General features: G+C 54.8%; 23 protein-coding genes and 1 pseudogene. 9 read left to right on the forward strand and 15 right to left on the reverse strand.

What is annotated here, in order from left to right:
* Positions 1-789: 789 nt before the first annotated feature.
* The 12 genes from PMM47T1_RS21655 to PMM47T1_RS21705 form a co-directional block, all read right to left on the reverse strand.
* Complete coding sequence (locus tag PMM47T1_RS21655; RefSeq protein ID WP_008373024.1) at positions 790-1,593, reverse strand: SDR family NAD(P)-dependent oxidoreductase; 804 nt, start codon at positions 1,591-1,593, stop codon at positions 790-792.
* 47 nt (positions 1,594-1,640) lie between these two features.
* Positions 1,641-2,441: an SDR family NAD(P)-dependent oxidoreductase gene (locus PMM47T1_RS21660; RefSeq protein ID WP_043301373.1), complete on the reverse strand. Its 801-nt coding sequence runs from the start codon at positions 2,439-2,441 to the stop codon at positions 1,641-1,643.
* A 55-nt stretch (positions 2,442-2,496) separates the two neighbouring features.
* A complete protein-coding gene (locus tag PMM47T1_RS21665; protein WP_043301384.1) occupies positions 2,497-2,856 on the reverse strand; it encodes a nuclear transport factor 2 family protein in 360 nt (119 codons plus the stop codon).
* Positions 2,857-2,940: 84 nt separating this feature from the next.
* Positions 2,941-3,405 carry a cupin domain-containing protein gene (locus PMM47T1_RS21670; protein WP_008373031.1) on the reverse strand — a complete coding sequence of 155 codons (465 nt, stop codon included), beginning with the start codon at positions 3,403-3,405 and terminating at the stop codon, positions 2,941-2,943.
* A gap of 327 nt (positions 3,406-3,732) precedes the next feature.
* On the reverse strand, positions 3,733-4,695 hold the full coding sequence (locus tag PMM47T1_RS21675) for a helix-turn-helix domain-containing protein (protein WP_008373033.1): 963 nt from the start codon (positions 4,693-4,695) through the stop codon (positions 3,733-3,735).
* Positions 4,696-4,798: 103 nt separating this feature from the next.
* On the reverse strand, positions 4,799-5,593 hold the full coding sequence (locus PMM47T1_RS21680) for a hydroxyacylglutathione hydrolase (protein ID WP_008373034.1): 795 nt from the start codon (positions 5,591-5,593) through the stop codon (positions 4,799-4,801).
* Between the two features lie 62 nt (positions 5,594-5,655).
* Positions 5,656-6,159, reverse strand: a complete 504-nt coding sequence (gene gloA, locus PMM47T1_RS21685; RefSeq protein WP_008373047.1) for a lactoylglutathione lyase — start codon at positions 6,157-6,159, stop codon at positions 5,656-5,658.
* 512 nt (positions 6,160-6,671) lie between these two features.
* Positions 6,672-7,079 (reverse strand): (R)-mandelonitrile lyase, encoded by a 408-nt coding sequence (locus tag PMM47T1_RS29235; RefSeq protein WP_008373048.1) that lies wholly within the window; start codon positions 7,077-7,079, stop codon positions 6,672-6,674.
* Between the two features lie 83 nt (positions 7,080-7,162).
* Positions 7,163-9,544 carry a membrane-bound PQQ-dependent dehydrogenase, glucose/quinate/shikimate family gene (locus PMM47T1_RS21690; RefSeq protein WP_008373049.1) on the reverse strand — a complete coding sequence of 794 codons (2,382 nt, stop codon included), beginning with the start codon at positions 9,542-9,544 and terminating at the stop codon, positions 7,163-7,165.
* A gap of 122 nt (positions 9,545-9,666) precedes the next feature.
* Positions 9,667-10,431, reverse strand: coding sequence for an SDR family NAD(P)-dependent oxidoreductase (locus PMM47T1_RS21695; RefSeq protein WP_008373050.1), 765 nt, complete (start codon positions 10,429-10,431; stop codon positions 9,667-9,669).
* 16 nt (positions 10,432-10,447) lie between these two features.
* Entirely contained in the window at positions 10,448-11,704 is a 1,257-nt protein-coding gene (locus tag PMM47T1_RS21700) for a multidrug effflux MFS transporter (RefSeq protein ID WP_238536641.1), read from the reverse strand.
* Positions 11,701-12,198, reverse strand: coding sequence for a DUF2255 family protein (locus PMM47T1_RS21705; RefSeq protein ID WP_008373052.1), 498 nt, complete (start codon positions 12,196-12,198; stop codon positions 11,701-11,703). The genes PMM47T1_RS21700 and PMM47T1_RS21705 overlap by 4 nt, the downstream gene beginning before the upstream one ends.
* 297 nt (positions 12,199-12,495) lie before the next feature.
* On the opposite strand from PMM47T1_RS21705, the gene PMM47T1_RS21710 reads away from it, so the two are divergent.
* Genes PMM47T1_RS21710 through PMM47T1_RS21720 form a run of 3 tightly spaced genes read left to right on the forward strand, consistent with a single transcriptional unit; the run spans position 12,496 to position 14,997 of the window.
* Positions 12,496-12,987, forward strand: coding sequence for a (R)-mandelonitrile lyase (locus PMM47T1_RS21710; protein WP_008373053.1), 492 nt, complete (start codon positions 12,496-12,498; stop codon positions 12,985-12,987).
* Entirely contained in the window at positions 12,984-13,772 is a 789-nt protein-coding gene (locus tag PMM47T1_RS21715) for a carboxymuconolactone decarboxylase family protein (protein WP_043301374.1), read from the forward strand. The genes PMM47T1_RS21710 and PMM47T1_RS21715 overlap by 4 nt, the downstream gene beginning before the upstream one ends.
* 13 nt (positions 13,773-13,785) lie before the next feature.
* Positions 13,786-14,997, forward strand: a complete 1,212-nt coding sequence (locus tag PMM47T1_RS21720) for an NAD(P)-dependent alcohol dehydrogenase (protein ID WP_008373055.1) — start codon at positions 13,786-13,788, stop codon at positions 14,995-14,997.
* Between the two features lie 106 nt (positions 14,998-15,103).
* Here PMM47T1_RS21720 and PMM47T1_RS21725 read toward each other — a convergent pair whose 3' ends face one another.
* The 3 genes from PMM47T1_RS21725 to PMM47T1_RS21735 all read right to left on the reverse strand — a co-directional run bounded on the left by PMM47T1_RS21725 (position 15,104) and on the right by PMM47T1_RS21735 (position 18,226).
* A complete protein-coding gene (locus tag PMM47T1_RS21725) occupies positions 15,104-16,087 on the reverse strand; it encodes an aldo/keto reductase (RefSeq protein ID WP_008373056.1) in 984 nt (327 codons plus the stop codon).
* Between the two features lie 158 nt (positions 16,088-16,245).
* Positions 16,246-17,154, reverse strand: coding sequence for a LysR family transcriptional regulator (locus PMM47T1_RS21730; RefSeq protein ID WP_008373057.1), 909 nt, complete (start codon positions 17,152-17,154; stop codon positions 16,246-16,248).
* Between the two features lie 178 nt (positions 17,155-17,332).
* Positions 17,333-18,226 (reverse strand): LysR family transcriptional regulator, encoded by an 894-nt coding sequence (locus PMM47T1_RS21735; protein WP_008373058.1) that lies wholly within the window; start codon positions 18,224-18,226, stop codon positions 17,333-17,335.
* Positions 18,227-18,359: 133 nt separating this feature from the next.
* Here PMM47T1_RS21735 and PMM47T1_RS21740 point away from each other — a divergent pair, with 133 nt between their 5' ends.
* From PMM47T1_RS21740 to PMM47T1_RS21755, 6 genes and pseudogenes are all read left to right on the forward strand, one after another.
* Positions 18,360-19,121, forward strand: coding sequence for an SDR family oxidoreductase (locus tag PMM47T1_RS21740; RefSeq protein ID WP_008373059.1), 762 nt, complete (start codon positions 18,360-18,362; stop codon positions 19,119-19,121).
* 182 nt (positions 19,122-19,303) lie between these two features.
* Entirely contained in the window at positions 19,304-20,326 is a 1,023-nt protein-coding gene (locus tag PMM47T1_RS21745) for a zinc-dependent alcohol dehydrogenase family protein (protein ID WP_238536642.1), read from the forward strand.
* A gap of 318 nt (positions 20,327-20,644) precedes the next feature.
* Positions 20,645-20,971, forward strand: coding sequence for a hypothetical protein (locus PMM47T1_RS29240; protein ID WP_008373062.1), 327 nt, complete (start codon positions 20,645-20,647; stop codon positions 20,969-20,971).
* A pseudogene (locus PMM47T1_RS30435) lies at positions 20,958-21,202 on the forward strand (glutathione transferase); the annotation flags it as partial. The gene PMM47T1_RS29240 and the pseudogene PMM47T1_RS30435, both read left to right, overlap by 14 nt.
* Before the next feature lie 238 nt (positions 21,203-21,440).
* Positions 21,441-22,070, forward strand: coding sequence for a DNA-3-methyladenine glycosylase I (locus tag PMM47T1_RS21750; protein WP_008373063.1), 630 nt, complete (start codon positions 21,441-21,443; stop codon positions 22,068-22,070).
* Positions 22,071-22,514: 444 nt separating this feature from the next.
* Complete coding sequence (locus PMM47T1_RS21755; protein WP_050990450.1) at positions 22,515-23,252, forward strand: hypothetical protein; 738 nt, start codon at positions 22,515-22,517, stop codon at positions 23,250-23,252.
* The last annotated feature ends 20 nt before the right edge of the window (positions 23,253-23,272 follow it).

Genomic DNA, 23,272 nt, shown 5'->3' on the forward strand with positions numbered 1-23,272 from the left:
GATGTTCACATGAACGCAATTTTCTAAGCAGCCGAGCTCGGTAATGGGATTGCTGGAAAACTGTCTCATCTGGCGAATGAAGAACTGCCCAACGCGATGAGGTGCTTGCGAGTAGGTGATCACTACCTGCCCGCAGGCTTCAACTCGTCAGTGCAGACAATGGGGCCTCTAGATCAATCTCGACATCTTGCACAAGCTCTGGAAAACGCTGAACCAGCCCAACATCTGAGGGTTCCAGCCAGTGCGGATTGGCTTCGATACCCACCAAGATCGATCCAAGTTATCTGGGGAAGTCGCGGTCGAAAAGGTGTCAAGCGAGAGTCTTGGCAAACGACCGCTTCTTTTAATACGCGTCGCAAAGGCTGCGCCCACCGAGGCGCGAGGGCTAACACTCCAAGGATTCACGACAGCCTGCTTATCGCGGAGTGCCCGTAGAGGGAAAACGCACAAAAAGTAACGGAATTCTTAGGCCACGGCTGCGCCTGCTCACATGGGGCTCAGCCGGGGCGCCAAGATAGCCGTTAAGACGTCACTGCCTGCCACAAACATCTCCCCTTTTCCATAAGCAGAGCCTTGATTGGGCCGGATTGCAACCAAACTGCTTGTACCAGGGGCGGCAGACAGTATGCCGGGCGCTGTGTGATCGAATCGGCAGCAGTCTAAGCACCGGCTGCACTGGGTACAATGTACATTACGGAGGGGCAATAGTGCTGGCGTCTCGACGTCCAGCGTACTCAAGGAATCCGAGGATAGCCCTCTTAGTTTCAGAGGGCTTTTGGTAAAAGCGTACTAGCGGGCGGTGAACGCCCCGTCGACGGTCAGATTCGAACCAGTCATCCATTCCGCATCGTCTGATGCAAGGAAGCAGACTGCTTTTGCCACATCTTCAGGGGTGCCCATGCGCGGCCATGGGGTCAAAGCCTCTAGAGAGGATTTCGTTTCTTTATTCTCCAAAAACGGACGAACCATTGCGGTCGCGAGAAAGCCTGGGCAGACGGCATTGACGTTGATCAGTTCAGGCGCAAAGTCGACGGCCAACTGCCGAGTCAGGTTGACCACCGCTCCTTTCGAAGCACAGTAAGATGGCTCCAACGCCAGTCCTACTAGTCCACCAATTGAGGCAATGTTGATGATCCGCCCACGTCCCGCACCTGCAAGCGGCGACTGAGTAACCATCTGTTTGATGGCATATTTGCTGCCTAGCCAGACGCCTTTGGCGTTGACATTCATGGTGAAGTCGTATTGATCTTCAGTTTCATCGAGGATGCTGTGCAAACCGGTAAACACACCAGCGTTGTTGACCATGATGTCGACTCGACCATAGAGCTCTACGCATGCAGCAACAAGAGCTTCAACATCGCTCGATTTGGAAGCGTCAGCCTGTTTGTACTCTGCGCGGCCACCCGACTGGATGATCGCTTCGTGGGTCGGGATGTCGATATCTTTTTCGTAACCTCCCGCGAGAGCGGTTGGCTGGAGGTCTGAACACAGAACAGCTGCGCCACGATCAGCCAATGCCAAGGCAATAGCGCGACCGTTACCGGAACTCGCCCCGGTGACAATGGCAATGCGGTTTTCAAGGTTTTTGCTCATGTTCGTACTCCCTAGATTTATTTTTGTTAATGGGTTTTGCGTAAACGTTAAACCGAATAGCGACAGAGCGTTTCGCCACCGTCCAGACGAACGAGAACACCATGCATGTAGCTGGATTCGTCAGAGGCAAGAAAGACGGCAAGGTTGGTTACGTCAGAAACTTCACCCCAGCGTTTGAGGGGAATACTCTCAACAAAGAACTCGTCAAAGTTTTTGTCGTCAAAAAGCTCTCGGGTCAGTGCAGTTTTTGCATAGGTTGGGCAAATGCCGTTTACCCGAATACCTTCATGGCCATATTCAATGGCAAGGCAGCGTGTGAGGTTGGCCTGAGCGCCCTTTGAAATGTTGTAGACAGATTGCTTCGGATGCCCTTGAAGGCCAGCAGTGGATACAAGGTTGATGATGTTCCCGCCACGGCCTTGCTGAAGAAACGTCTTGATGGCCTCTTGGCAACCAAACCAGGTGCCCTTCACGTTAACCTGCCAACAGGCCTCCAGATCGTCCTCGCTGAACTCGTGTGCCAGCTTTCCGCCGCGATAAATGCCAGCGTTGTTGACCATGATGTCGAGCTGACCGTAGCGCCCTATGGTTTTCTCCATCAAGTTTTTCAAGTCTTCCTGCTTGGTGACGTCGCATTTAACGAAGTGGGCATCACCACCTGCCTTCTGAATTTCGGCCACCGTGGAGAGTTCAGCATGGGCTTCAAAACCGCCTTGCGATGGCGCCTCCTGCAGATCGGCGACGATTACCTTGACACCTTCATTTGCAAACGCAGTTGCGATTCCGCGACCAAAGCCAGACGCTGCACCCGTGACGATTGCAACTTTGCCATCCAAATTTTTACTCATGATGACCTCACGAAATATTTAGGGTCGTCTTTTCCGAGTGATCGAAATGGACGTGTTACTGAAATGGCGTAAACGTCTGGATAGCGATTCGAGCGCCCCTAATCACCAATGTGTCCGTTGCCATCGGGATGAAAGGCGCCGCAGACCAAGTCAGATACGCGACTTCATCTTTTACGGCTTGGCTTTCCACTTGGAAGGCAGCCCAAAACTCAGGGGTCGTGCTCGCCAAAAACGCCTCGAAGAAAGCTCGAATTTGATTCAGCCCTGCATGGGTCGCCGTAGGGGTGATGATTACCGAGCCATCGGTGTAGTCCTTAAGAAGCTCATCAATTCCCAGTGCAAAAGCGCCAAGGTGATGTCGAAAGACTTGCTCTGTGATGGAGGTGGATTCGCTTGTGGCAGCAGAGTTACTCATGGTTTCACCCAGGAAAGTTACGAGCTTCAAAAGACGGCCCGCCTCGGAAGGCTCTTCGGCGGGCGGCTATCGGATCAGATGGCGTCAGGCTGAAAGTTTCAGCTCTTGCTGATTCAGGAACGCTTCCCATGCGCCTTGGGCTTCATCCCAACCGATATTGACTGCAACGCTGCCGTCCGCATTGGTAAATGCCAATGGGCCTAAAAAGGTCATGTAGAAGGCACTCGGAATCGGGAACTCCGTTTTGCCGTGGAACGCACCGGAAGACTCGTAACCGTAGCCAGGAGCGATTGCGGTGTCACCACCTTCATCGCGACCACCACGAACATCCATACGGCCTTTGTAGAGGAAATATTCGCCGGGGCCGGTATGAAAGTGAGCGTTGAATGAGGAACCCGCTGGGCATTCAAAGACAGCTGTCCAAGAACCCATATCTGGAGAGACGTGCAGAAGGCGCCACGTGATACCACCCGCAGAGAGCGCTTCCGGGAACGGGGCCCAAGGCGCATCATCCATCTGTACGTATTCTTCTTGAGACTTCTGTTTCATGAGTACATACCTCTAATTGTTTTTATGTCGTAACTACTCAGGCTGCTACCTTGCATTAGGCGTTCTGCTAACCCTTCAGGCTTCGGACTGACAATTCAAACAATAAAGAGAGACCGGGGCGACGGCTTGCTCCAGAGCGCACCGATTACATACTCGCAGTGCATCTGGGTGCAACCGCAGACACAGTGGGATTGCCACCGCTACCAGGACAATGGATTTGGTTTGGAAAGCTGGGAGCAGGAAATGAAGGGAAATGTGCTCAGGGCGCGTCGAGAAGACGCGTCCTGAAACATCGTTCAGCAAGCAGCGGGAGATGCCCTTGTTGCGTTACTTCAAAGTCACCGAATTGGATTCGTGACGGAATTCATGAGGAGTGATTCCGAACTCGGTTTTGAACCGACGGCTGAAATGCGTGGAGTGTTGAAACCCCCACGAAAGCGCGATATCAGTGATCGTTCTCTGCGCCATGCTGGGATTAGACAGCTCGCGCTGACATCTCAGTAGTCGCTGGTGAATAACGTACTGAAGCGCCGTTTGGCCTGCGGCCTCAAACAGCGAGTGCAGGTGCCGTAGAGAGATGCGATGTGCAGCGGCAATGTAGCCCGGTGAAAGCTCAGGGATACTCAGGTTTTCATCAATGAATCGCTTGATCCGCTCCAGCATCTGCTGTTTTTGGCACTCTCCCGCTCCTCGCACAACACCCAGCGAACTGACTAATGTACCAATCATCGCCTCAGTCAAGGCCTCGCTGTTATTAAGGTTTCCGGAAAAGAACTCTGGCTCCATCGTCTGGATCAGTGAGTTAAGCATGGTCGCTGTAGTCGATCCTCGGGAGTATTTACTCTCTATCGAATGCCAAGAGCCCGGCAGCCAACTACGAAGCCTTGAAAGCGGCATCAACACAGAGATTTTTTGAAGCCTTTCTGTCACCTCGAACGACATGGGCCGGGTAGTGTTCCAAACCAAAAGGTCACCCGGCCCCAAAGCGTAGCTATTTGAGTCGATAGTGAATCGCTCCTGTCCGGAAAGAACTAGCTGCAAGGCAAGTGTCTCCTGGTCATCAGCAGCGATTTCTCTCCCGTGCCGAGTTGCTCCGCAGGGATCACATACGCACCGCACCACCTCAAAATTACCGAGCGTGTGATGAGAGACCTCGGCCGAAAAATCGGCAGACGTGGGAATGTCAGGCTTCCACAGGCCGAAGACAGTTTTAAGCTTCTCATTCCATTCATCGTAGTGAATGGCGTCGCGATCAGTAGCAAGGTCTGGCACATCAGGCAGGTGAGTCATTTACAGACTCCTCTTATTTTATTGTTAGGAGATCGTCATACCATAGGCTGTGTACCAAAACGCCACAACGGGAAAGCGGGCTTAAAAATGCTCTCTTTTATAACTACCAGTTATCTCTGAGCTCTCCTAATCGTGCAAAAACCTGACTTGGTCGAGGGGAGTGCCCGGCGAAACGAGGGCGCATTTTCTCCAGAATCTTGGCCTCACCCAGCCGCAGAAATGGGTTGTAGGCGCGCTCATCGCCAAGCGTCATAACAGGAACAGTACCAGCCTGGAGGTGGCAGATCTGCTCCTTTAACCGTTGCGCGAGAAGGTTCGACGGATCGCACTCCAAAGCAAAGTTCAGGTTGTTCAGCAGATAATCGTGACCGGGGTAAAGCAGCGTATTGTCGGCTAACGGCCCTATCACGCTTACAAATGTGTGGTAGAGGTCGTCCACGTTGCCACCGTTTCGACAGTTCCCGGCAGATGCGTTGAACAGAGTATCGCCGGAGAAAAAACACGCCGCCTCTTTATCTGTTGGTGGCAGCAAGAGGAAACACACATGGGCGGCTGTATGCCCTGGAGTGAAAAATACCTTAAGCCGAATATCACCCAGCTCAATGATCTCGTTAGCCACTAAACCTTTTGCTACATTTGGGATGACGGATGCGATTCCCCGGTGAGCCCAGATTTCGGCGCCCGTCACTTGTTGTACAAAAGGGTTACCCTCAATGTGGTCATAGTGTTCGTGGGTATTAAGGATGAGCTTGATCTGCCATCCCATCTCGACCGCAATTTGCAGCACTGCGCGATGGTCAAACGGGTCTATCACAATGGCCTGCCCTGTCCTATCACACCCAACGACGTAGTTGAAATTTCTTAAATCGTTACCAACATAATGTCGGATGACCTTCATTCACATCACCGTGAGCAGATTTGGAAATAGAGGCCCAGCTCCAGGTCACGGCCTTGTGTGATCTATCTCAAAACGATCATCTCAGCCAAAGAGCGAGCAGCAAGGATTTCAATCCAATAGCCATCAGGATCTTTGATGAACGCTAATCCTTTCATTTTCCCTTCGTCAGGTCGTTTGACGAACTGGACGCCCAGTTTTTCAAAGCGCTCGCAGGCCTGGTGCACGTCTGGAACAGTGATTCCTATGTGTCCAAATCCACGGGGATCAGAGTTCCCGGTGTGGTATCCAGGAAAATCTTCCTCTGTCTCAGTCCCCCAGTTATGGGTCAGTTCGAGCGTGGCCTTCTGCTTGAAAACATACTGCGCTTTTTCGAGGGGGTCTGTAGGAATGGCGGCTGCATCAGAATCCTGATACGCAAGGAAATACAGAGAAAATTTCATATCGGGGAAATCAAACTTGTTCAGCAATGTCATCCCCAATACATCACAGTAAAAATTGATCGACTTCTTAGGATCACGAATCCGAATCATGGTCTGGTTGAAAATAAAATCTTGGGTCTCGCTCATTATATTGTCCTATGTCTTATTTGTTGTGTAACGCATCATCGGTCATCGTCTACGAATACTTTGGGAACGACATGACTTTCAGCGCATGGCGAAATGACTCCGGGCGCACGCCTGACGACGTCGGCACTTCTTCTCGCAGCAAATAATCATGGAAGCAGAGCGCAAAAAAAGAGCACCCATGCTTTACGGCCGTGTCCGCACGCTCAGGCAAGCAGGTGTGCACGCTAAGTGGCACCCGCACATCTCTTTTCGTACATCATCACGCTGCCTATCGAGACCTCCGAAACGCTATTAATCAGGAATGGCACCCAGATAAATAAAGCGAATCACGACGTTGGTGGATGGGCGTAATCGCCTGGCGCAAGGGCTGTGTGTGAGGCATTCACGAGCATCATTCACCTTGGCAGCATAGTGCACATGTGAGATATCACGATGAGCGCTCTGTACCTCGCCTCGCATGAAAGCGGGTACCTCAGTCGGATCTCGTTGCAAATCAGCGCCTGCTGAGCGGCTTAGGGGGTAGGCCCTACCTGATATTGCTCATCTGTCACTTTTTCCAGCCATTCAACATTCTTACCGTCCAAGGCTTCTTGAACAGCAATGTGAGTCATTGATGTAGTCGCTGAAGCGCCATGCCAGTGCTTGTGGCCGGGAGGGCACCAGATTACATCGCCTGCCCGGATTTCCACGATTGGTTTCCCTTCACATTGCGTCCAGCCGCAGCCAGCCGTGACGATCAGCGTCTGCCCCAAAGGATGGGTGTGCCAGGCGGTGCGGGCGCCGGGCTCGAACGTAACGCTTGCTACCGAAACCCTTGCCGGTTCCGGTGGAAAGTTGAGCGGATCAATCCGGACTGTGCCAGTGAACCACTCCACCGGCCCTTTGACGGATGGTTGAGAGCCTGCGCGCTTGAGTTCCATATACGTTTCCTCGATCAAGATCAACAAATTAGAGCCTGGCTGCGCCTCACCGACGGAGCCAGGGATGCTTCTAGGCTGCGCACTTACTGAGGCAGCGCGTAAGCCACCACGTAGTCGCCCTTTTGTGTAGTAGCCGAGTTACCACCTGCACTAATGACCAGAAACTGTCTGCCCGTTTTGGGCGACACATAAGTCATGGGCGTTGCTTCGGCACCCACAGGCAGGCGTCCTTTCCACAGTTCTTTGCCGGTTCGTACATCAAAGGCGCGGATATAGAAGTCCTGCGAGGCCGCGATGAACACCAGACCGCTGGAGGTCGTTACAGGGCCCCCACGAGTCGGCATGCCGATGGGCATGGGCAAGTGTGTGGCGATGCCCAGCGGGCCGGTTTGTTCGGTAGTGCCGAGTGGCATCGACCAGACGACTTTTTGGGTTGCTAGGTCGATGGCGCTGATAGTCCCGTACGGCGGCTGCTGGCAAGGGATACCTAACGGCGACTGGAAACGCCCCTGTTCGATCCCCCATGGGGTTCCCTCTTGAGGAGCATTGCCCTCGTGGCCACCACCGGCGAGAGTTTTTTCGTCATATGCAACACGCGGAATCATGCGGTTCCAGATCGCAACGCGGGTATCGTTGACGATCATATAGCCAAGGTTTTCCGCAATAGATACCGACCCCCAGTTCATGCCACCGAGCCAGCTGGGATACTGGATCGTCAGGCGCTCACTGGGCGGCGTGAATTCACCCTCGTAGCGCGCCTTGCGGAACTCGATTCGGCAAACCAGCTGGTCGAGCGGCGTAAGTCCCCACATACGACTTTCGCTCAACGGTTCAGTCCCGATGGCAGGCATGCCAACGGAATAAGGCTGGGTGGGCGAGCTGCGATCATCTGCAACCCCGCCCTGTGGAACCGAATGCTCTTCGACGTTGGCAATCGGCGTTCCGGTGCGGCGATCCAGCATAAAGATCTGGCCCCGCTTGGTCGTCTGAATCAGCGCAGGCAAGGTTCCGCCGTGACCATCCGGTACGTCATAAAGAGCCGGCTGCGAGGGTACGTCGTAATCCCAGCGGTCATGATGCACGGTCTGGAAATGCCAGCGCTCGCGCCCAGTAGCGATGTCCAGCGCGACGACGGAAGATGAGTAGCGATCATCGGCTTCCGATCTGTGGCCACCCCAGAAATCAGGTGTCGCATTCCCGGTCGGCAGATAGATAAGACCCAAGGCGTCATCAAACGCGGGGGTAGACCAGACGTTGGGCGTTCCGGCCGTGTAGCTCTGACCTTCAGGCGGTTCGCGGGTGATGGCCGGGTTACCCAGATCCCAGGCCCAGACCAAGGCTCCGGTACGCACATCGAAAGCGCGAACCACACCCGAGGGCTCGCCGGTTTTCTGGTTGTCCCACACCAGCCCGCCCACGACCACCAGATTTCGCACCACAGTGGGCGCCGCCGTAGGGAAGTAGAGATCCTGGTTGGCGTTGCCCATGCCCACGCGCAGACTCACGCTGCCGTGGTCACCAAAGTCCTCGCAGGACTCGCCTGTCTGCGCATCCACTGCGACGAGACGAGCATCCACGGTCGTGGCGATGATCCGCCGGCTGCACGACGCCACGGGCGCTTGAGTGCCAGCAACTGAAACCTCTGGAATCCCATCGTGATACCCCACACCCCGGCACCGCGGATACACGTTGTTCGCCTGCACCTTTGGATTGTAATGCCAGATTTCTTTGCCGGTGTCGGCGTCCAGAGCGAACAATTGGCTCGACTGCGTGCAGCCGTAAAGTACACCGTTCACATGCAGCGGTGTCACCACATGACCTTCCTTGCTGGCCTTGGGAATTTCACCTGTTCGATAAGTCCACGCGACTTTTAGATCGGCCACGTTCTGCGGGTTGATTTTGTCCACTTCAACGTGACGAGTACCGGACGGGGTATGGCCAAAATAACGCCAGTCTGTAGCCGGCTTTACAGTACCCACTGCCTTGCCGGGTAGCGGATCTGACGCACCATCGGCAGTCTGAATCGGTTGCGGCTGAAGAGCCGTGTAGAACGTCGCCGCCAGCCCTACTGCCACTACCAAAGCCCCGACATAAGCGGCCTTGCCCACCGACGGGCTTTGGCCACTGCGCATTGTGGGGATCGCCAGGAGTACCAGAAACGCCAGTGCGGCGAAGGCGAACAAACGTGAAAACAGTGGCCAGAAGGCCAAGCCGACATCCCACATTGACCAGACAACCGACACCGCGAATACCGCTAGATAGAGCACGGCCCCAGACAGGCGACGACGTGCCAGCAACACTCCGGCGAGGGTCATGCCAAGACCGGCCAGCGCGAAGTACCAGGAACCACTTAACGCGATGAGATAGGCGCCGCCCGCGAGCATGAAGAGCCCGGCCAACAGGGTGATTAAGCCCAGCGCAATCAGCAATACAGTGCCTGTTCTGGACGGATTTGATTCCGACATGAGTCTCTATTCCTTTTGATGCTCGACCTAATGGTCAAAGCGCAGCCCGTCTTAGCCGCTAACGCGAGGCGTTGCTCAGTCTGGTAAACGAATGCTTTTTCACACCCACACAGGCAACTGGATCAACGCATTACGAAACCACCATCCACCGAGATGGATTGCCCAGTCACGTAGCTGGAGGAGGTGCTGCTCAGCCAGAGGACAGCGTCAGCGATTTCTTCAGGCTGTCCATGGCGGCCCATTGGTACTGCCTTAGTCATGCCTTCGAGTGCCTCGCCCTGCCCCGACGCGACCATCTGATCTGCCATTGGTGTCCATATCAGACCCGGGCATACCGCGTTGACGCGGATATTCCGAGCGGCATATTCAAGCGCGGCGCTTTTGGTAAGGCCGATAACGCCGTGCTTGGCAGCGTGATAGTTGGCGCGTTCTGCACCGCCCACTAGGCCACCCAGGGAGGAGCAGTTCACAATAGTGCCGCTACCCTGGCGACGCATGTGTTCCAGCTCGAACTTCATACACGCCCAGACACCACGCAGGTTGACGGACATCACGCGGTCGTAATCCTCGACGGTGGCATCGGCGATTTCTGCCAAGATGTTTTGGATACCTGCGTTGTTGAAAGCAGCGTCCAATCGCCCAAACGCTGCAACGGTATCGTTGATCATTGCCTCCACCTGATCGATGTTGGAAACATCACAGCGAAGGCCGATTGCCTTATGACCGGCAGCGACCAAGGTTTCGGCCTGGGCCTGAGCTGCCTCACCGTTTACATCCGCCAAGGCAACAGCTGCTCCAGCTTGGGCGAATGCCTTGGCAGTGGCCAAACCAATGCCGGAGGCCGCGCCGGTTACCAAAGCAACTTTGTTCTCAAACGAAAAACTCATCGAAAAATCCTCAAAGTTAAAGGTGATCAGTTTTGTGTGTTGTCCGCAGCACGGACGCTGCGCTGAGCAGGCAGCCGAGACCGCAAATCCCTACGGAGAGGCCCATGGGCCACGGAGTACCATCTGCAAATTTGGCGACCAGCGCTGCTCCCAGCATGCCCGCGCCGTACTGCAGCGCACCGGCAAGCGCCGATGCAGTACCGGAATACTCGGGGAGGCAGTTCAATGCCCCGGTGAGGGCATTTGCCAGAACAAAGCCCGTAGCAGTGACGAAGACGAAGCATCCGGCGATAAGGAGCGGCAACCCGCCCCAATCCTTCCAAGTCGAGATCGCAATAACGCTCCCAGCGATAGCTGAAATGCCCCCACCGACTAGTAACAGATCGTCAATGTCGTACCGGTTGAGCAAACGAGCGTTGAGCTGGTTCGTCACCATGAGGCCAACAATCCCAGCGCCAAACAGCGCGCCATACCACTGCGGATCAACATGGTGATAAGCGATATAGGCGAAGGGTGAACCCGCTATGTAGGCGAACGTGCCTGCGTAAAAGAATCCGCCTGTGGCGATGTAGGCCAAGAATTTTGGCGTACGCAAGAGCAGGCCGTAGCGCTGAGCGATCGCGCTCACTGAGGTTGGGCTGCGACGCTTTGAAGGCAACGTTTCAGGTAGAAGGATCAAGCTGGCAAGCGTACCTGAGCCAAAAATTACCAAAGTCCAAAAGATCGCCTGCCACGAGAACAGATGTAGGATTTGGCCGCCTAGAGTAGGGCCCGCCAGTGGCGCCACCGCCATGATTGTCATCAACGTCGACATCTTTTGCGCGGCATGGCGACCTTGATAAAGGTCTCGCACGATTGCCCGGGCGAGAACCACGTTAGCGCATGCCCCCAGCGCCTGAACGACACGCCAGCAGATCATCGCCGTACCAGTGGTTGCCAGGGCGCAACCGGCTGCGCCAGCAATAAACAACAGGCAGCCAAGCGCGATGGGCAGTCGCCGACCGAATCGATCACTGAACGGCCCCCAGAACAATTGCCCCCCACTGAAGCCTGCCAAGTAACCGCTCACGGTCAACGCCATTGTTCCAGCGTCGGCGTGCAGAAAGGTGGCCATGATGGGCATGGCGGGCAGATACAAGTCGGTGGAGACTGATGCGAATGCTAAGAGGGCACTAAGGATCAGAAGGGTGCGAATGCCATGCTGTGGCTCATGCTCCATCCCTAACGCTTCTTGAGTCCGGCCTTCAGCTGAGGCCACTCCGATCTGACTCACTGCGTACTGCCCTTGGGCAATATGCGAACAGTCGCTGCTCGGGATCGCTCACTGATCATCGGTGCCAGGTAACTGCTGGTGCTGTATTTGGCTCGGTAGGCATCGTCGATCTGATCGTTGACTCCACCGCTCACTGGCTCAAAGCTGACGTCAAAGGTTTTGCCAGCGGCAATAATTCGTCCTGCCTTTTGTTTAAGTGCAGCCTGGTACCAACGAGAGTTAACGCCGTTGTACGCGCGTACGTACAGGTCACCACCTACCTGCACGCACCAGATAAAGGTCGGAGTACCGTAGTTCACCATGTCTTCGCGAAAAACAGAGATGTGCAAGTCGTCGGCTTTGACGATGGCACCAAGCTGAGCCTGCTCCCACTTCATATTTACCCCCTTCTGCTCGTGCCCACTTGTAGTTTCAGCGGACGTCGCATAAGTGCTCATACCACCGCAAATGACGAAAGCGGCGAGCGCCGCGCCCGATAGGAATCGCGCATTCATATTCAAATCCCTCCCTGCATGAACGTCAGTGATCGCTGAATACGTAGGAATGTTTAAGTCCGACCAAGCTAATCAACCTGATAGGCGCTGAATACCCGGCTAATGCTGGATGTTCTGCTGAGTGGCACTCATCAATTGTTGAAGCTACCGAGATACAGGGCCCGAGCCCGAAGCTGAGAATTCAGAGAAGGATTGATGAGGTGTGCTCATCGGATCATGTGGAATTTGGCTGGTAGTACCGGGAAATTTTCTCATTTAGGGTGATGGATCAACCGCCCCCTTAGCAGGAGCTTGCCAATGAGAGCACTCATCAAAACTTCTTCGCTGGCCGCCATGTTGTGTACGGCCATGTCCGCGCATAGTGCAGATATCCCGAAAGACCAGACCATGGCTATCAGTCGAAATGGTGAACAAGCTTCGATCATGGGTGCCCCTGCCAACTTTGTTGGGAACGCCCGGATTGACCCGCTGTTCGCTGCGCGCGCGCCATCGACGGTTTCCGCTGGCGCTGTCACTTTCCAGCCAGGCGCCCGGTCGGCTTGGCACACTCATCCGAAAGGCCAGACCTTAATCGTTACTGCGGGTACCGGTTGGGTGCAGCAGGTGGGCGGCGAGAAAATCCTCATCAAGCCAGGAGACCTTATTTGGACGCCGCCGGGGGTAAAGCATTGGCATGGCGCTACAGCCACCACCGGCATGACTCACATCGCAATACAGGAAGCTGTGGATGGCAAAAACGTCGAGTGGATGGAGCCTGTCAGTGACGCGCAATACGAGGCGTCTCGATGAGCCTCGCGAAGGCGGGTGTCGCCTGCTTAACCATCCTGCTGGCGGCCTGCTCAACGAATGCCCAAGTGTCTGCTCCCCATTCTCCACCAGTACCGACTCTAGACGACATGCGCACAGTGTCTCCAGCGTTGGCTCACAATACTGAGACCACTCTCCTAGGAGAGGTGTGGAAACGACCTGGCTTGACACCACGTGATCGCAGCCTCGTCACGCTGGCAGTCCTGATATCCAAACAGCAAACAGTTGAACTCGCGTACCACCTGAATTTGGCGCTGGATAACGGCGTCAAGCCTTCGGAGATTTCCGAAGCCATTAATCACCTCGCGTTCTACACCGGATGGGGCAATGCGACCGCAACCATCCTGATCACCAAGGATGTATTTGAGAAGCGCGATATCAAACAGGATCAATTGCCCCCTGTCTCACCTCCTCTGCTTCCTATCGACCAAGCATCCGAGAACGTTCGCACGGCCTACGTAGACAAGAACGTCGGCCCCGTATCGCCGGGACTTGTTCACTACACAAGCGCTTCACTGTTCCATGATTTGTGGCTACGGCCAGACCTAGCGCCTCGTGATCGAAGCATGATCACTGTCAGTGCGCTGATCGCTACTGGACAGGTCGCGCAGCTCAAGGCGCATCTCACTCGCGCCATGGATAACGGACTGACTCAAGCCCAAGCCTCAGAGATGTTAACCCAGCTGGCGTTTTATACCGGCTGGCCGAATGTTTTTACCGCTGTGCCGGTATTCAACGAAGTATTCACCAGCCGATTGAAATCCTGAGGAAAACGCAAGGATGAGTGATGACAGCAAAATTAACGTCGAACCTGTAACGATGGGCCGACGCAAGATCATATTGGCTGGCGCCAGCCTCGCAGCTGTCCCTTTGCTCGGCAGCGTGGGCACCGCAGCAGCGGCAACGACGGCATCGGCTGAAGCTGCACCTCTCAAAGGCCCATTTACAGTACGTGCCTACGCCACCAAAGGAGCCAAGTCGGGCTTCGCGCCCATGCAGATTCAACGCAGAGCTGTAGGGCCTAAGGACATCCTGATCGACATCGAATACGCGGGCATCTGCCATTCGGACATTCACACTGCGCGCAGTGAATGGTCTGAAACCCCCTACCCTTGTGTACCTGGGCATGAAATCGCTGGAAAGGTCGCGGCGATTGGTAGCCAGGTCACCAAATTCAAAGTAGGCGATTACGCTGGCGTCGGGTGCATGGTCGACTCTTGTGGCGAATGCGAGAACTGCCTCGCCGATCGCGAACAGAATTGCCTCAAAGGCACGACGTTCACTTATGCCTCCCCAGACAAAGTAATGGGCGGGATGACTTATGGTGGATATTCAGAACGTATTGTTGTGAAGGAACACTTCGCCATTCGAATGCCGGCAGGCGCCAACCTCGCCGCCATGACTCCGCTGCTGTGCGCAGGGGTCACGACCTTTTCGCCAATGCAGCATTGGCAGCTTAAGCCGGGCCAACGAGTAGGGGTTGTTGGCATGGGCGGCTTGGGGCACGTGGCAGTGAAGCTTGGCGTGGCTCGGCGCGCGGAAGTTACGGTCTTCACGACGACGCCCGGCAAGATCGAAGACGCCAAGCGGTTGGGCGCACATGAAGCTGTGCTGTGGAGCGACAAAGCCGCTTTTGCACGCCTGGCGAACCACTTCGATCTGATCATTTCGACGGTGCCCGAATCCTACCCAATGCAGCAGTTCGTCGACCTGCTGAAGCTTGATGCAACCTTCGTCAACGTGGGGGCACTTGGAAAACTCGAAGGCCTCGACGGCATGCTCATGGCATTTGGGCGCAAATCTTTCGCAGGCTCTTTGATCGGTGGTATTGCTGAAACTCAGGAAGTCATCGACTACTGTGCCGCCCGCAATATCACTGCTGATATCGAGATGATCAAGCCTGAGCAAATCGACAAAGCTTATGAGCGAGTCATTGGTAAGGACGTGCGGTACCGCTTCGTGATCGATTTCGCCTCTGCCCGGAAAGCGTAATCGCTATTGTCTTCCGTCGAGGCTTAATGCGGCCAACTGTCGACGCACTGGCCACTGCACCCATCACCAAGTTGATGAGTGCAGTGGCGAATCCAAGCGCTCCTTGTTACCACGCATAAGCTTGAGGTGCTTCACCTTGTGACGGCCAAATCGCGTCTAGGCGCTCAAGCGTGCTGGTCGACAAATCCACCTTCAGTGCCTGCAGATTTTCCGTGAGCTGCGCCACAGTCCGAGGCCCAATGATTGGTGCAGTAACTGCGGGTTGGTGAAGCAACCAGGCCAATGCCACATCAGCGGGCGATTCGCCAAGCTCGGCACACAGTGCTTCGTACTGTTCCAACTGTGGCCGGTACCGCTCGATTTGTTTGACGACCTTGGGTTTTGCCCGGCGACCTTCAGTGATCTTTTGCAGAGCACCGCCCAGCAGACCACCGCCGAGTGGGCTCCACGGCACTACGCCAAGCCCAAGATGCCGACAAGCCGGGATAACCTCCAACTCGATCGCACGATTCGAAAGGTTATAGATGCTTTGCTCTGATACCAGTCCCAAGAATGAGCGGCTAGCTGCCGAAGCTTGAGCCGTGGCGATATCCCAGCCTGCAAAATTACTGCTGCCAACATAGATTACCTTGCCCTGTTGAACGAGCAGCTCCATAGCCTGCCAGATCTCCTCCGAGGGGGTATTACGGTCGATGTGGTGCATCTGGTAGAGATCAATATGGTCAGTCTTCAGCCGGCGCAAGCTTTCCTCACAGGCTTTCCGAATGCGGTATGCCGAAAGGCGTCGGTCGTTGGGCCCGAGCTCCATTGGCTGATAAACCTTGGTGGCCAACACGATTCGATCACGGCGGCCACCTTGGGCAAGCCAGCGGCCAATATATTCCTCCGAAATCCCATACCCTTTCGCCATGTCCGGAGAGTTAGGCCCGCCATAGACATCGGCAGTGTCGAAGTAGTTGATCCCTGCCTCAAGCGCCTCATCCATGATACTGAAGCTGGTCGCCTCATCCGTGAGTTCACCAAAATTCATGGTGCCTAGACACAGCCTGCTGACTTTGAGTCCCGACCGACCAAGATGCTTGTATTCCATATCTACCTCGTGACTAAAGAATGTTCTCCGGTACACGCCAAAAGCGACTGTACCGGGCCCGTTAGTTAGTCCCACAGTAAAGATCACGGATTCATGAGATCGGCTCAGTGCGGCGTTCGCTTCACCGCATGAATGTAAAACGGCGCTGCAAATAACAGCTATTCACCTAGCGGTTGGATTTCACGGATGAGGTCTATCAGCAATCGTAGCCCTGTTGGGATTTGCCGATGACTGGAAAAGTACATGTGAAAGCCCGGCGCAACGCTAGCCCAGTCATCCAGGACAGTGACGACCTCACCACAATCGATCAGAGATCGCATGGCGGGCTCAGGGGCATACATCAAGCCTGCTCCATTTCGCACCAACGACAGTCCTACACGAGTTTCATCGATCGTGATCGTTCCAGGTACAGCAACTTCAAGCTTTTCCTCATCTTTTTCAAACTCCCACTTGTACATCACACCACTACCTAAGCGGATCCGCAGGCAACGATGGTTATGTAGGTCGTCGGGGTGCTTAGGAACACCGAACCTTTGGAGGTAATCGGGAGTTCCGGCAACGACCCACCGAATGTCCGGCGATAGACGCTGCGCAATCATGTCTTCAGGAACTGTTCCGCCATAACGGATACCTGCGTCATGGCCTTCACCGATCACATCAACGATCAGATTGGTCACCGTCAGATCTATCTGGATTTCCGGATACCGTTCTGTAAATTCCGGAAGCACGGGGCCGAGCAAGAGGTCAGCGGCGTCGCTCAGAATGTTCAATCTGATTCGGCCTGTCGGATCGTCCCGGAACTTATTCAGAATCTCCATGGCGCCGTCAATTTCCTGCATCGGCGCGCTGATCACCTGATGCAGCCTTTCGCCCGCATCCGTTAACGTTACACTTCTAGTGGTTCGGTTGAGTAACCGTACCCCAATCCGTGTCTCCAGAGCTTTGATGGCATGGCTCAACGCGGATGCACTGATCCCAACTTCCCGGCCAGCTTTGCTGAAGCTTTGGTGCCGAGCGATGGCAAGGAAATAAACAAAATCAGCGAGATTCGCGCGGCTAACGCTCATAAATATCCTTGACGGAAAAGTAATCTGCGACCCATATGGGTAGCTTCGTGCGTCAATTTTTACCCATCCAGCTCTTGGAAACTAATGAGCTTTACTCATTGAGTACCACCATAAAACTCAGCAATCGCTGTCGTCAGCCAGAAATGATGAAAGGCAATTTGTCGCCCCACAGCACTTATTACCCTTTAAACCGCATGGCATCTACAAACGCCCGGAACGCAGGTGATGCCTGTCTCCTGTTCGGATAATACAAGTGATAGCCCTCGAAATATGGGCACCAAGCAGACAACACCTCAACCAAGCGCCCGCTCTCCAGATAAGGCTTAGCTAGGTGATCCGGAACGTAACCGAGCCCGACTCCGTCCAGGGCTGCATTTAGAACATGAATGCTGCTGTTCGCCGTAAACTGTCCGCTAACCCGAATATTGATCGCGCGCCCATCCTTCTCGAATTCCCATGCGTAGCAGGGGCCATTGGACGAATGCCGGATATTGACGCATGAATGCTCAGTCAAATCCCGAGGCTCCAGCGGCACGCCATGGCGTTCTAGGTAGCTTGGAGACCCGACGACCGATAGCCGCCAATCTGGCCCGACCCTGGCGGCAATCATATCCTTGCTGATCGATTCTCCGAGCCGAATCCCTGCGTCGAAGCGCTCGCTGACGATATTGGTAAACCCATAGTCGATACTAATTTCTACGTGGATGTCTGGGTATTGCTTAAGAAACTTCGGCAGCATTGGCCGCAGCGTGCTTTCCGCCGCATCGTCAGAGCAGGTGATCCGGATAATTCCTGACGGTTTGTCCCGGAGAACCCCAAGCGCGTCGACCTCGGCCACTATCTGATCGAATAGCGGGCCAATCGAGTTTAGCAACCTCTCCCCCGCGTCAGTTGGCGCTACGTTACGCGTAGTGCGGGTCAATAAGCGCACGCCTAGCCTTTCTTCAAGTCCTCTGATCGTATGGCTGAGCGCTGATGCCGATACCCCTAACTTAACCGAAGCTTTCGTAAAGCTCTGGTCTCTTGCGACTGCCACGAATGACTGAAGGTCGTTGAGTTTGGGGACGCTCATTATTGAATTTCTCTCAGCTCAATACTTAGATTATCGACGCTTATAATACTAATCACATTCCCATAGCCTGTGTTCAGTTTTCAAGCGGCATAGCCGTATCCGTCATGCCAGAACCACAGAAGAGGAATCCAATATGTCCCGTCCAACCTACGAATTCAGTGGCCAAGTGGCTTTAATCACCGGTGCAAGCCAAGGCTTGGGCTTTGCGACAGCGAAAGCGTTTGCCGAAAGTGGTGCATCGGTTGTGCTGTCTGACAGCAATGCAGACTCTCTGCAGCAGGCCACCGAGCAGTTGAAAGACCTAGGATTCAGCGTGCTTGCCGTCCCATGCGATGTCACCCAGGAAGCCCAAGTCAAAGCACTGATTGAGAAGACCGTCGCAGCATTTGGTCGGCTGGATATGGCCTTCAATAATGCAGGCGTCAGCGGCCCGACAGGCGCCATCACTGAAGAGACCGAAGAAGGCTTCGACCAAGTGAATTCCGTCAATCTCAAAGGTGTCTGGGCCTGCATGAAGCACGAACTGATTCAAATGGAGAAGCAGGGGTTCGGCGCCATCGTGAACTGCTCTTCGCTAGGTGGTTTGGTCGGTTTGCCAGGACGCACTGCCTACCATGGAACTAAGCATGGCGTGCTGGGGATCACCAAATGCGCGGCGTTGGAGTTCGCAACCAAAAACATCCGCGTTAACGCCGTTTGCCCTGGCACCTTCGATACACCTATGGTCGAGGACATCGATCAAGATTCCATTACCGAGTTCATGCGCAGCCAGCCAATAGGTCGGATGGGACGTCCAGAAGAACTGGCAGCGGCAGTACTGTGGCTATCCAGTTCAGCAGCCAGTTTCGTAATTGGAGCTGCTCTGTGCGTGGACGGCGGGTTCACCACCCATTAAGCCCTCGTTTACCCACTGATGAGTTCGTGTGCGAGCTATGCAATATGAATCGCACGCGTAACTCTTCATCTGAATTGATGAGGGAGGCTAATGAGTACATCAACAACTGCCTACCTTATCAGCCAGCTCCTCGATCAGTACCTTCACACTCGAAGATTGATATCAGAAGCTAAACAAGGGTTATGACTATGCTTGCTGCTGTTCTACACGGGCCACGAGACATCCGTTACGAGGAAGTTGCTGAGCCTCGGATAATTGAGCCCACCGATGCAATCATCCGCGTGGCAGCCGCTTGTGTATGTGGCTCTGACCTGTGGCCATACCGTGGTATTCAAGCCATCACCGCACCTATGCCCATGGGCCATGAGTATTGCGGCTTCGTCGAGCAAGTCGGCGAAGCAGTAACTTCCATCAAGCCAGGCCAATTCGTCATCGGTTCATTCTTTGCTTCCGACAACACCTGCCCGGTCTGTGAGCATGGCTACCAATCATCCTGTAACAGCGCCGAGTTCGTAGGCGGTGCACAAGCACCAAGGATGAGGGTTCCTCTCGCCGACGGGACATTGGTGGCCACGCCCGGCATACCGTCGCCAGAGATGATTCCAAGCCTCCTAACAACTTCGGATGTGTTGGGAACCGGCTGGTTTGCCGCGAAAGCTGCCAACGTTGTGCCCGGCGCTACCGTAGTGGTGGTGGGAGACGGTGCTGTCGGTCTGCTCGGCGTACTCTCGGCTAAGCAGATGGGTGCAAAGCGCATCATCGCCATGAGTCGGCATGAATCTCGACAGAAGCTCGCAGTGGAATTCGGGGCCACGGATATCGTCATCGAACGAGGTGATGAAGGCGTAGCCCGTATTCTCGAACTGACTGACGGGTTAGGCGCAGACTCCGTACTCGAATGCGTTGGAACCCACGAGTCAATGATGCAAGCGATCAAATCCGCGCGCCAAGGCGGCCATGTCGGCTACGTCGGCGTACCTCACGGGGTGACGCTCAATGCCGAAGAGCTGTTCTTCGAACATGTGCATCTGCATGGCGGGCCAGCACCCGTTCGACAGTTCCTGCCTAAGCTGATCGAGCTCGTTTGGAGCGGCAAGATCAACCCCGGAAAAGTCTTCGATCTGACCCTGCCGCTCGATCAAGTCGAGGAGGGTTACAAAGCCATGGACGAGCGCCGCGCGATCAAAGCGTTGCTCATCCCATAACATAGACAACCGGCTGCCGGACGCGAGTCGTCGGGCAGCCATCGCTTTTGGTTTCACAGGGAAATTGCTGCGTTCGAGGCATGAAATGCAACGTACAGGCTGGTGCCTCACAAGTCTCCTGCTGGGAAGAATGCCAATGTATTTCGAATCCATCGACGACATTCTGGGCCACCGTTCTCAAAGGTATTTTGGTGATGGTTACCTAGGTTGCCGCTACACAATCAAAGGCTTTACCCGCACTTCAAGACCACCTTTTACGCTGTTCTCCTGCATCGGTGCGGTTACGGTCGAAATGGCTCACTGCAGCGTTCACCGCCCATGAATCCGACAACCCCTGACGGTCGTTACTTCATTGTCAAAGGGCAACTGTGGCGCTGCTCCAATCCCTCGCTGAGCAACGACGAACGCCAGCGGCTAGTGAGTGAGCTGATGCGCGCGCGCCGGGCCGTGAAGGCGGCGAAGGCATCAGGTGATCCAGGAGAGATGAAGCTTGCTCGATCAAACGTTCAGGCCGCGAAAGTTGCGCTTGGTGACCGCGGGCCTGTCTGGTGGGACGACGGCAGTCCAGACTTCAACCGGCACCGGGTGGAGAACTCACCCTATGCACACTGGTATCGATCGCCGTCTCAGATTTGCCTTGTCTGAGTCGTCTGCGATCACGGAGTATCTCGAAAACGCTTATCCTAAAGTGCCGATCTATCCAGACGATCTCCGGCTGCTCGCAAAGGCGCGGCAGGTTCAGGCTGGACTCGCAGCGACCTGCTGCCCATTCGGAAAGAGCGCTCCCCCCTCGTCGTATTCTATGGCGAGCAAGCAGGGCCCTTGTCACCAGCAGCCACTTCGGCAGCAAAAAAGTTATTTCAGGCCGCTCAGGCTGCCAACTCTCCCCACTCCTGGCACACCAAGTCTCTTCAACCAGCCACTCTCTCCGTGAGCGTTACGCGCGTGCAGAAGAAGAGCCTAGAAATAAAGCGGCCAGGAAAGTACTCTGGGCGGGGCGCAAAAGCGACCCAACAGAAACGGAGGTAAATCAAGCTTGCCTGGCCCCCCGCCCATTCTCCAGTTGAAACCGGGTCATCCTGAAAAAATGAAAGGCGAAATCGACCCGTCATCAATGGCGGTGCCCCCCTCACGTCCAGCCAAGATAAAGCCCATCCATGCGGTCAAATGCGAGGACGGCCTCGTAAGGCCGCCATGGGCTGTCACGGACCTGCTCCTGCGCAACTACTACGACACCGAATGGGGTGTCCCGGTACGTGATGAGCGTGGCTTGTTCGAGCGCCTGAGCCTGGAAGCATTTCAATCAGGCCTGTCCTGGGTGACGATCTTGCGCAAGCGCGAAGCTTTCCGGCGGGCGTTCAAGCAGTTTGACCCCGATATCGTGGCCGCCTTTGATGAAGCTGATATTGAACGTCTGATGGCGGATCCAGGCATCGTACGGAATCGAGCCAAGGTGCTCGCCACGATCCAGAATGCACAAGCAACGGTCCGCCTCAGGGACCAGGGAGGTTTGGCAGCTTTCATCTGGTCGTTCCAACCGTCGACGACGCCTGCGCCGAAGACCATGGCCGACGTACCCACAACGTCAGCCGAGTCGTTGATGCTCAGCAAAGCGCTTCGGGAAAACGGATTTACCTTCGTGGGCCCGACCACCCTGTATGCGCTGATGGAGGCCACCGGCATCGTTGATACGCACCTCATCGAGAGTCATCGACGAGGTAGTTCAGGGGTTTGGGCATCGTGAATCAGGAATGTCTGCGCGTTTACAATTGAGCAGTTTGCAGCGGTGACTAGTCACTGCGGAAGGCGTCACCACCCTCCTCCTTGCCTATGCAAATAATCGCACTGACGTTCACCCACAGCAGGCCAGCCAGGCGCATCGCCTAACGCCGAAGCAATATTTTGTGTACTTACGAAATTATTGCAAGAAAATGCTAATAATCGCCCTATAGCTTACACAGATAGGCTAATGCCAGAAGGTGTTTCCTCGCCACATGGGAGCACTAGGTTGATTGCAGAAAAAAATCCATCTAACTATATTTTGTCCGTGCCTTGCGTAATCGTGACCTGCGCCTAACATCAATGAGTTGGATGAAATTGATTTTCAACCTTTGACCTTATGAGCGACTGTAGTATGGAAAGGAACCCCATAGTTAAGGTCCTTGCGCTCGCGGTAGGTCTAATCTGCATGCACGAAGCGCTTGGCGATAATGCGGACACCGCTAACAAAAGCAACAACCCCTTGAACCTGGCACCAGGGCTCAACCTTCAGGATTACTACACCCCTGAACTGTATGACACCAACGTCCATACCAATGACGCACTGGTGCGGGGAACGCTGCCTGTTGCCCCGAACGATTTTTCACCTGTCCCTCAATTGCTCAGAGCGACAGTGCCGTTCAGTACCCGCCCAGACCCGCACGGGGGATACAGCACAGGTATTGGTGATTTGAATCTTTTCGATATTTTCTTGCTGAAAACGGAAGGCATTCAACTGGGTATAGGCCCGCAGATAACTGCGCCAACTGCGGCCCATGACGAATTGGGAACAGGGAAGTGGCAGGCGGGACTCGCAGCCGTAGCAATTGATGCTTCGCCAAGTGGCTTGCTAGGTGCATTGGTTCAGTACCAAAGCTCCTTTGCTGGTGACAGTGACAGAGCCCACGTCGAGTCGGCCACACTCCAGCCCTTTGTTATCCACAACCTTCTAAAAGGCTGGTACCTGCGCTCGACAGGTACTTGGACTTTCAATTTGAAGGACGACACGCATTACATTCCGATTGGGCTCGGGGTCGGCAAAGCGTGGAAGGCCGGCAGCAATATCCTCAATGCGTATGTTGAGCCTCAATGGACTGTGCAGCATGAAGGCCCTGGAGTGCCTCAGTTCACTGTGTTTGCGGGGCTCAACGTAACTTTTGGTAAATGAATACCCTCATGGAGAAGTCA

Origin of the sequence: Pseudomonas sp. M47T1 (assembly GCF_000263855.1) — a bacterium.
Lineage (GTDB): Bacteria > Pseudomonadota > Gammaproteobacteria > Pseudomonadales > Pseudomonadaceae > Aquipseudomonas.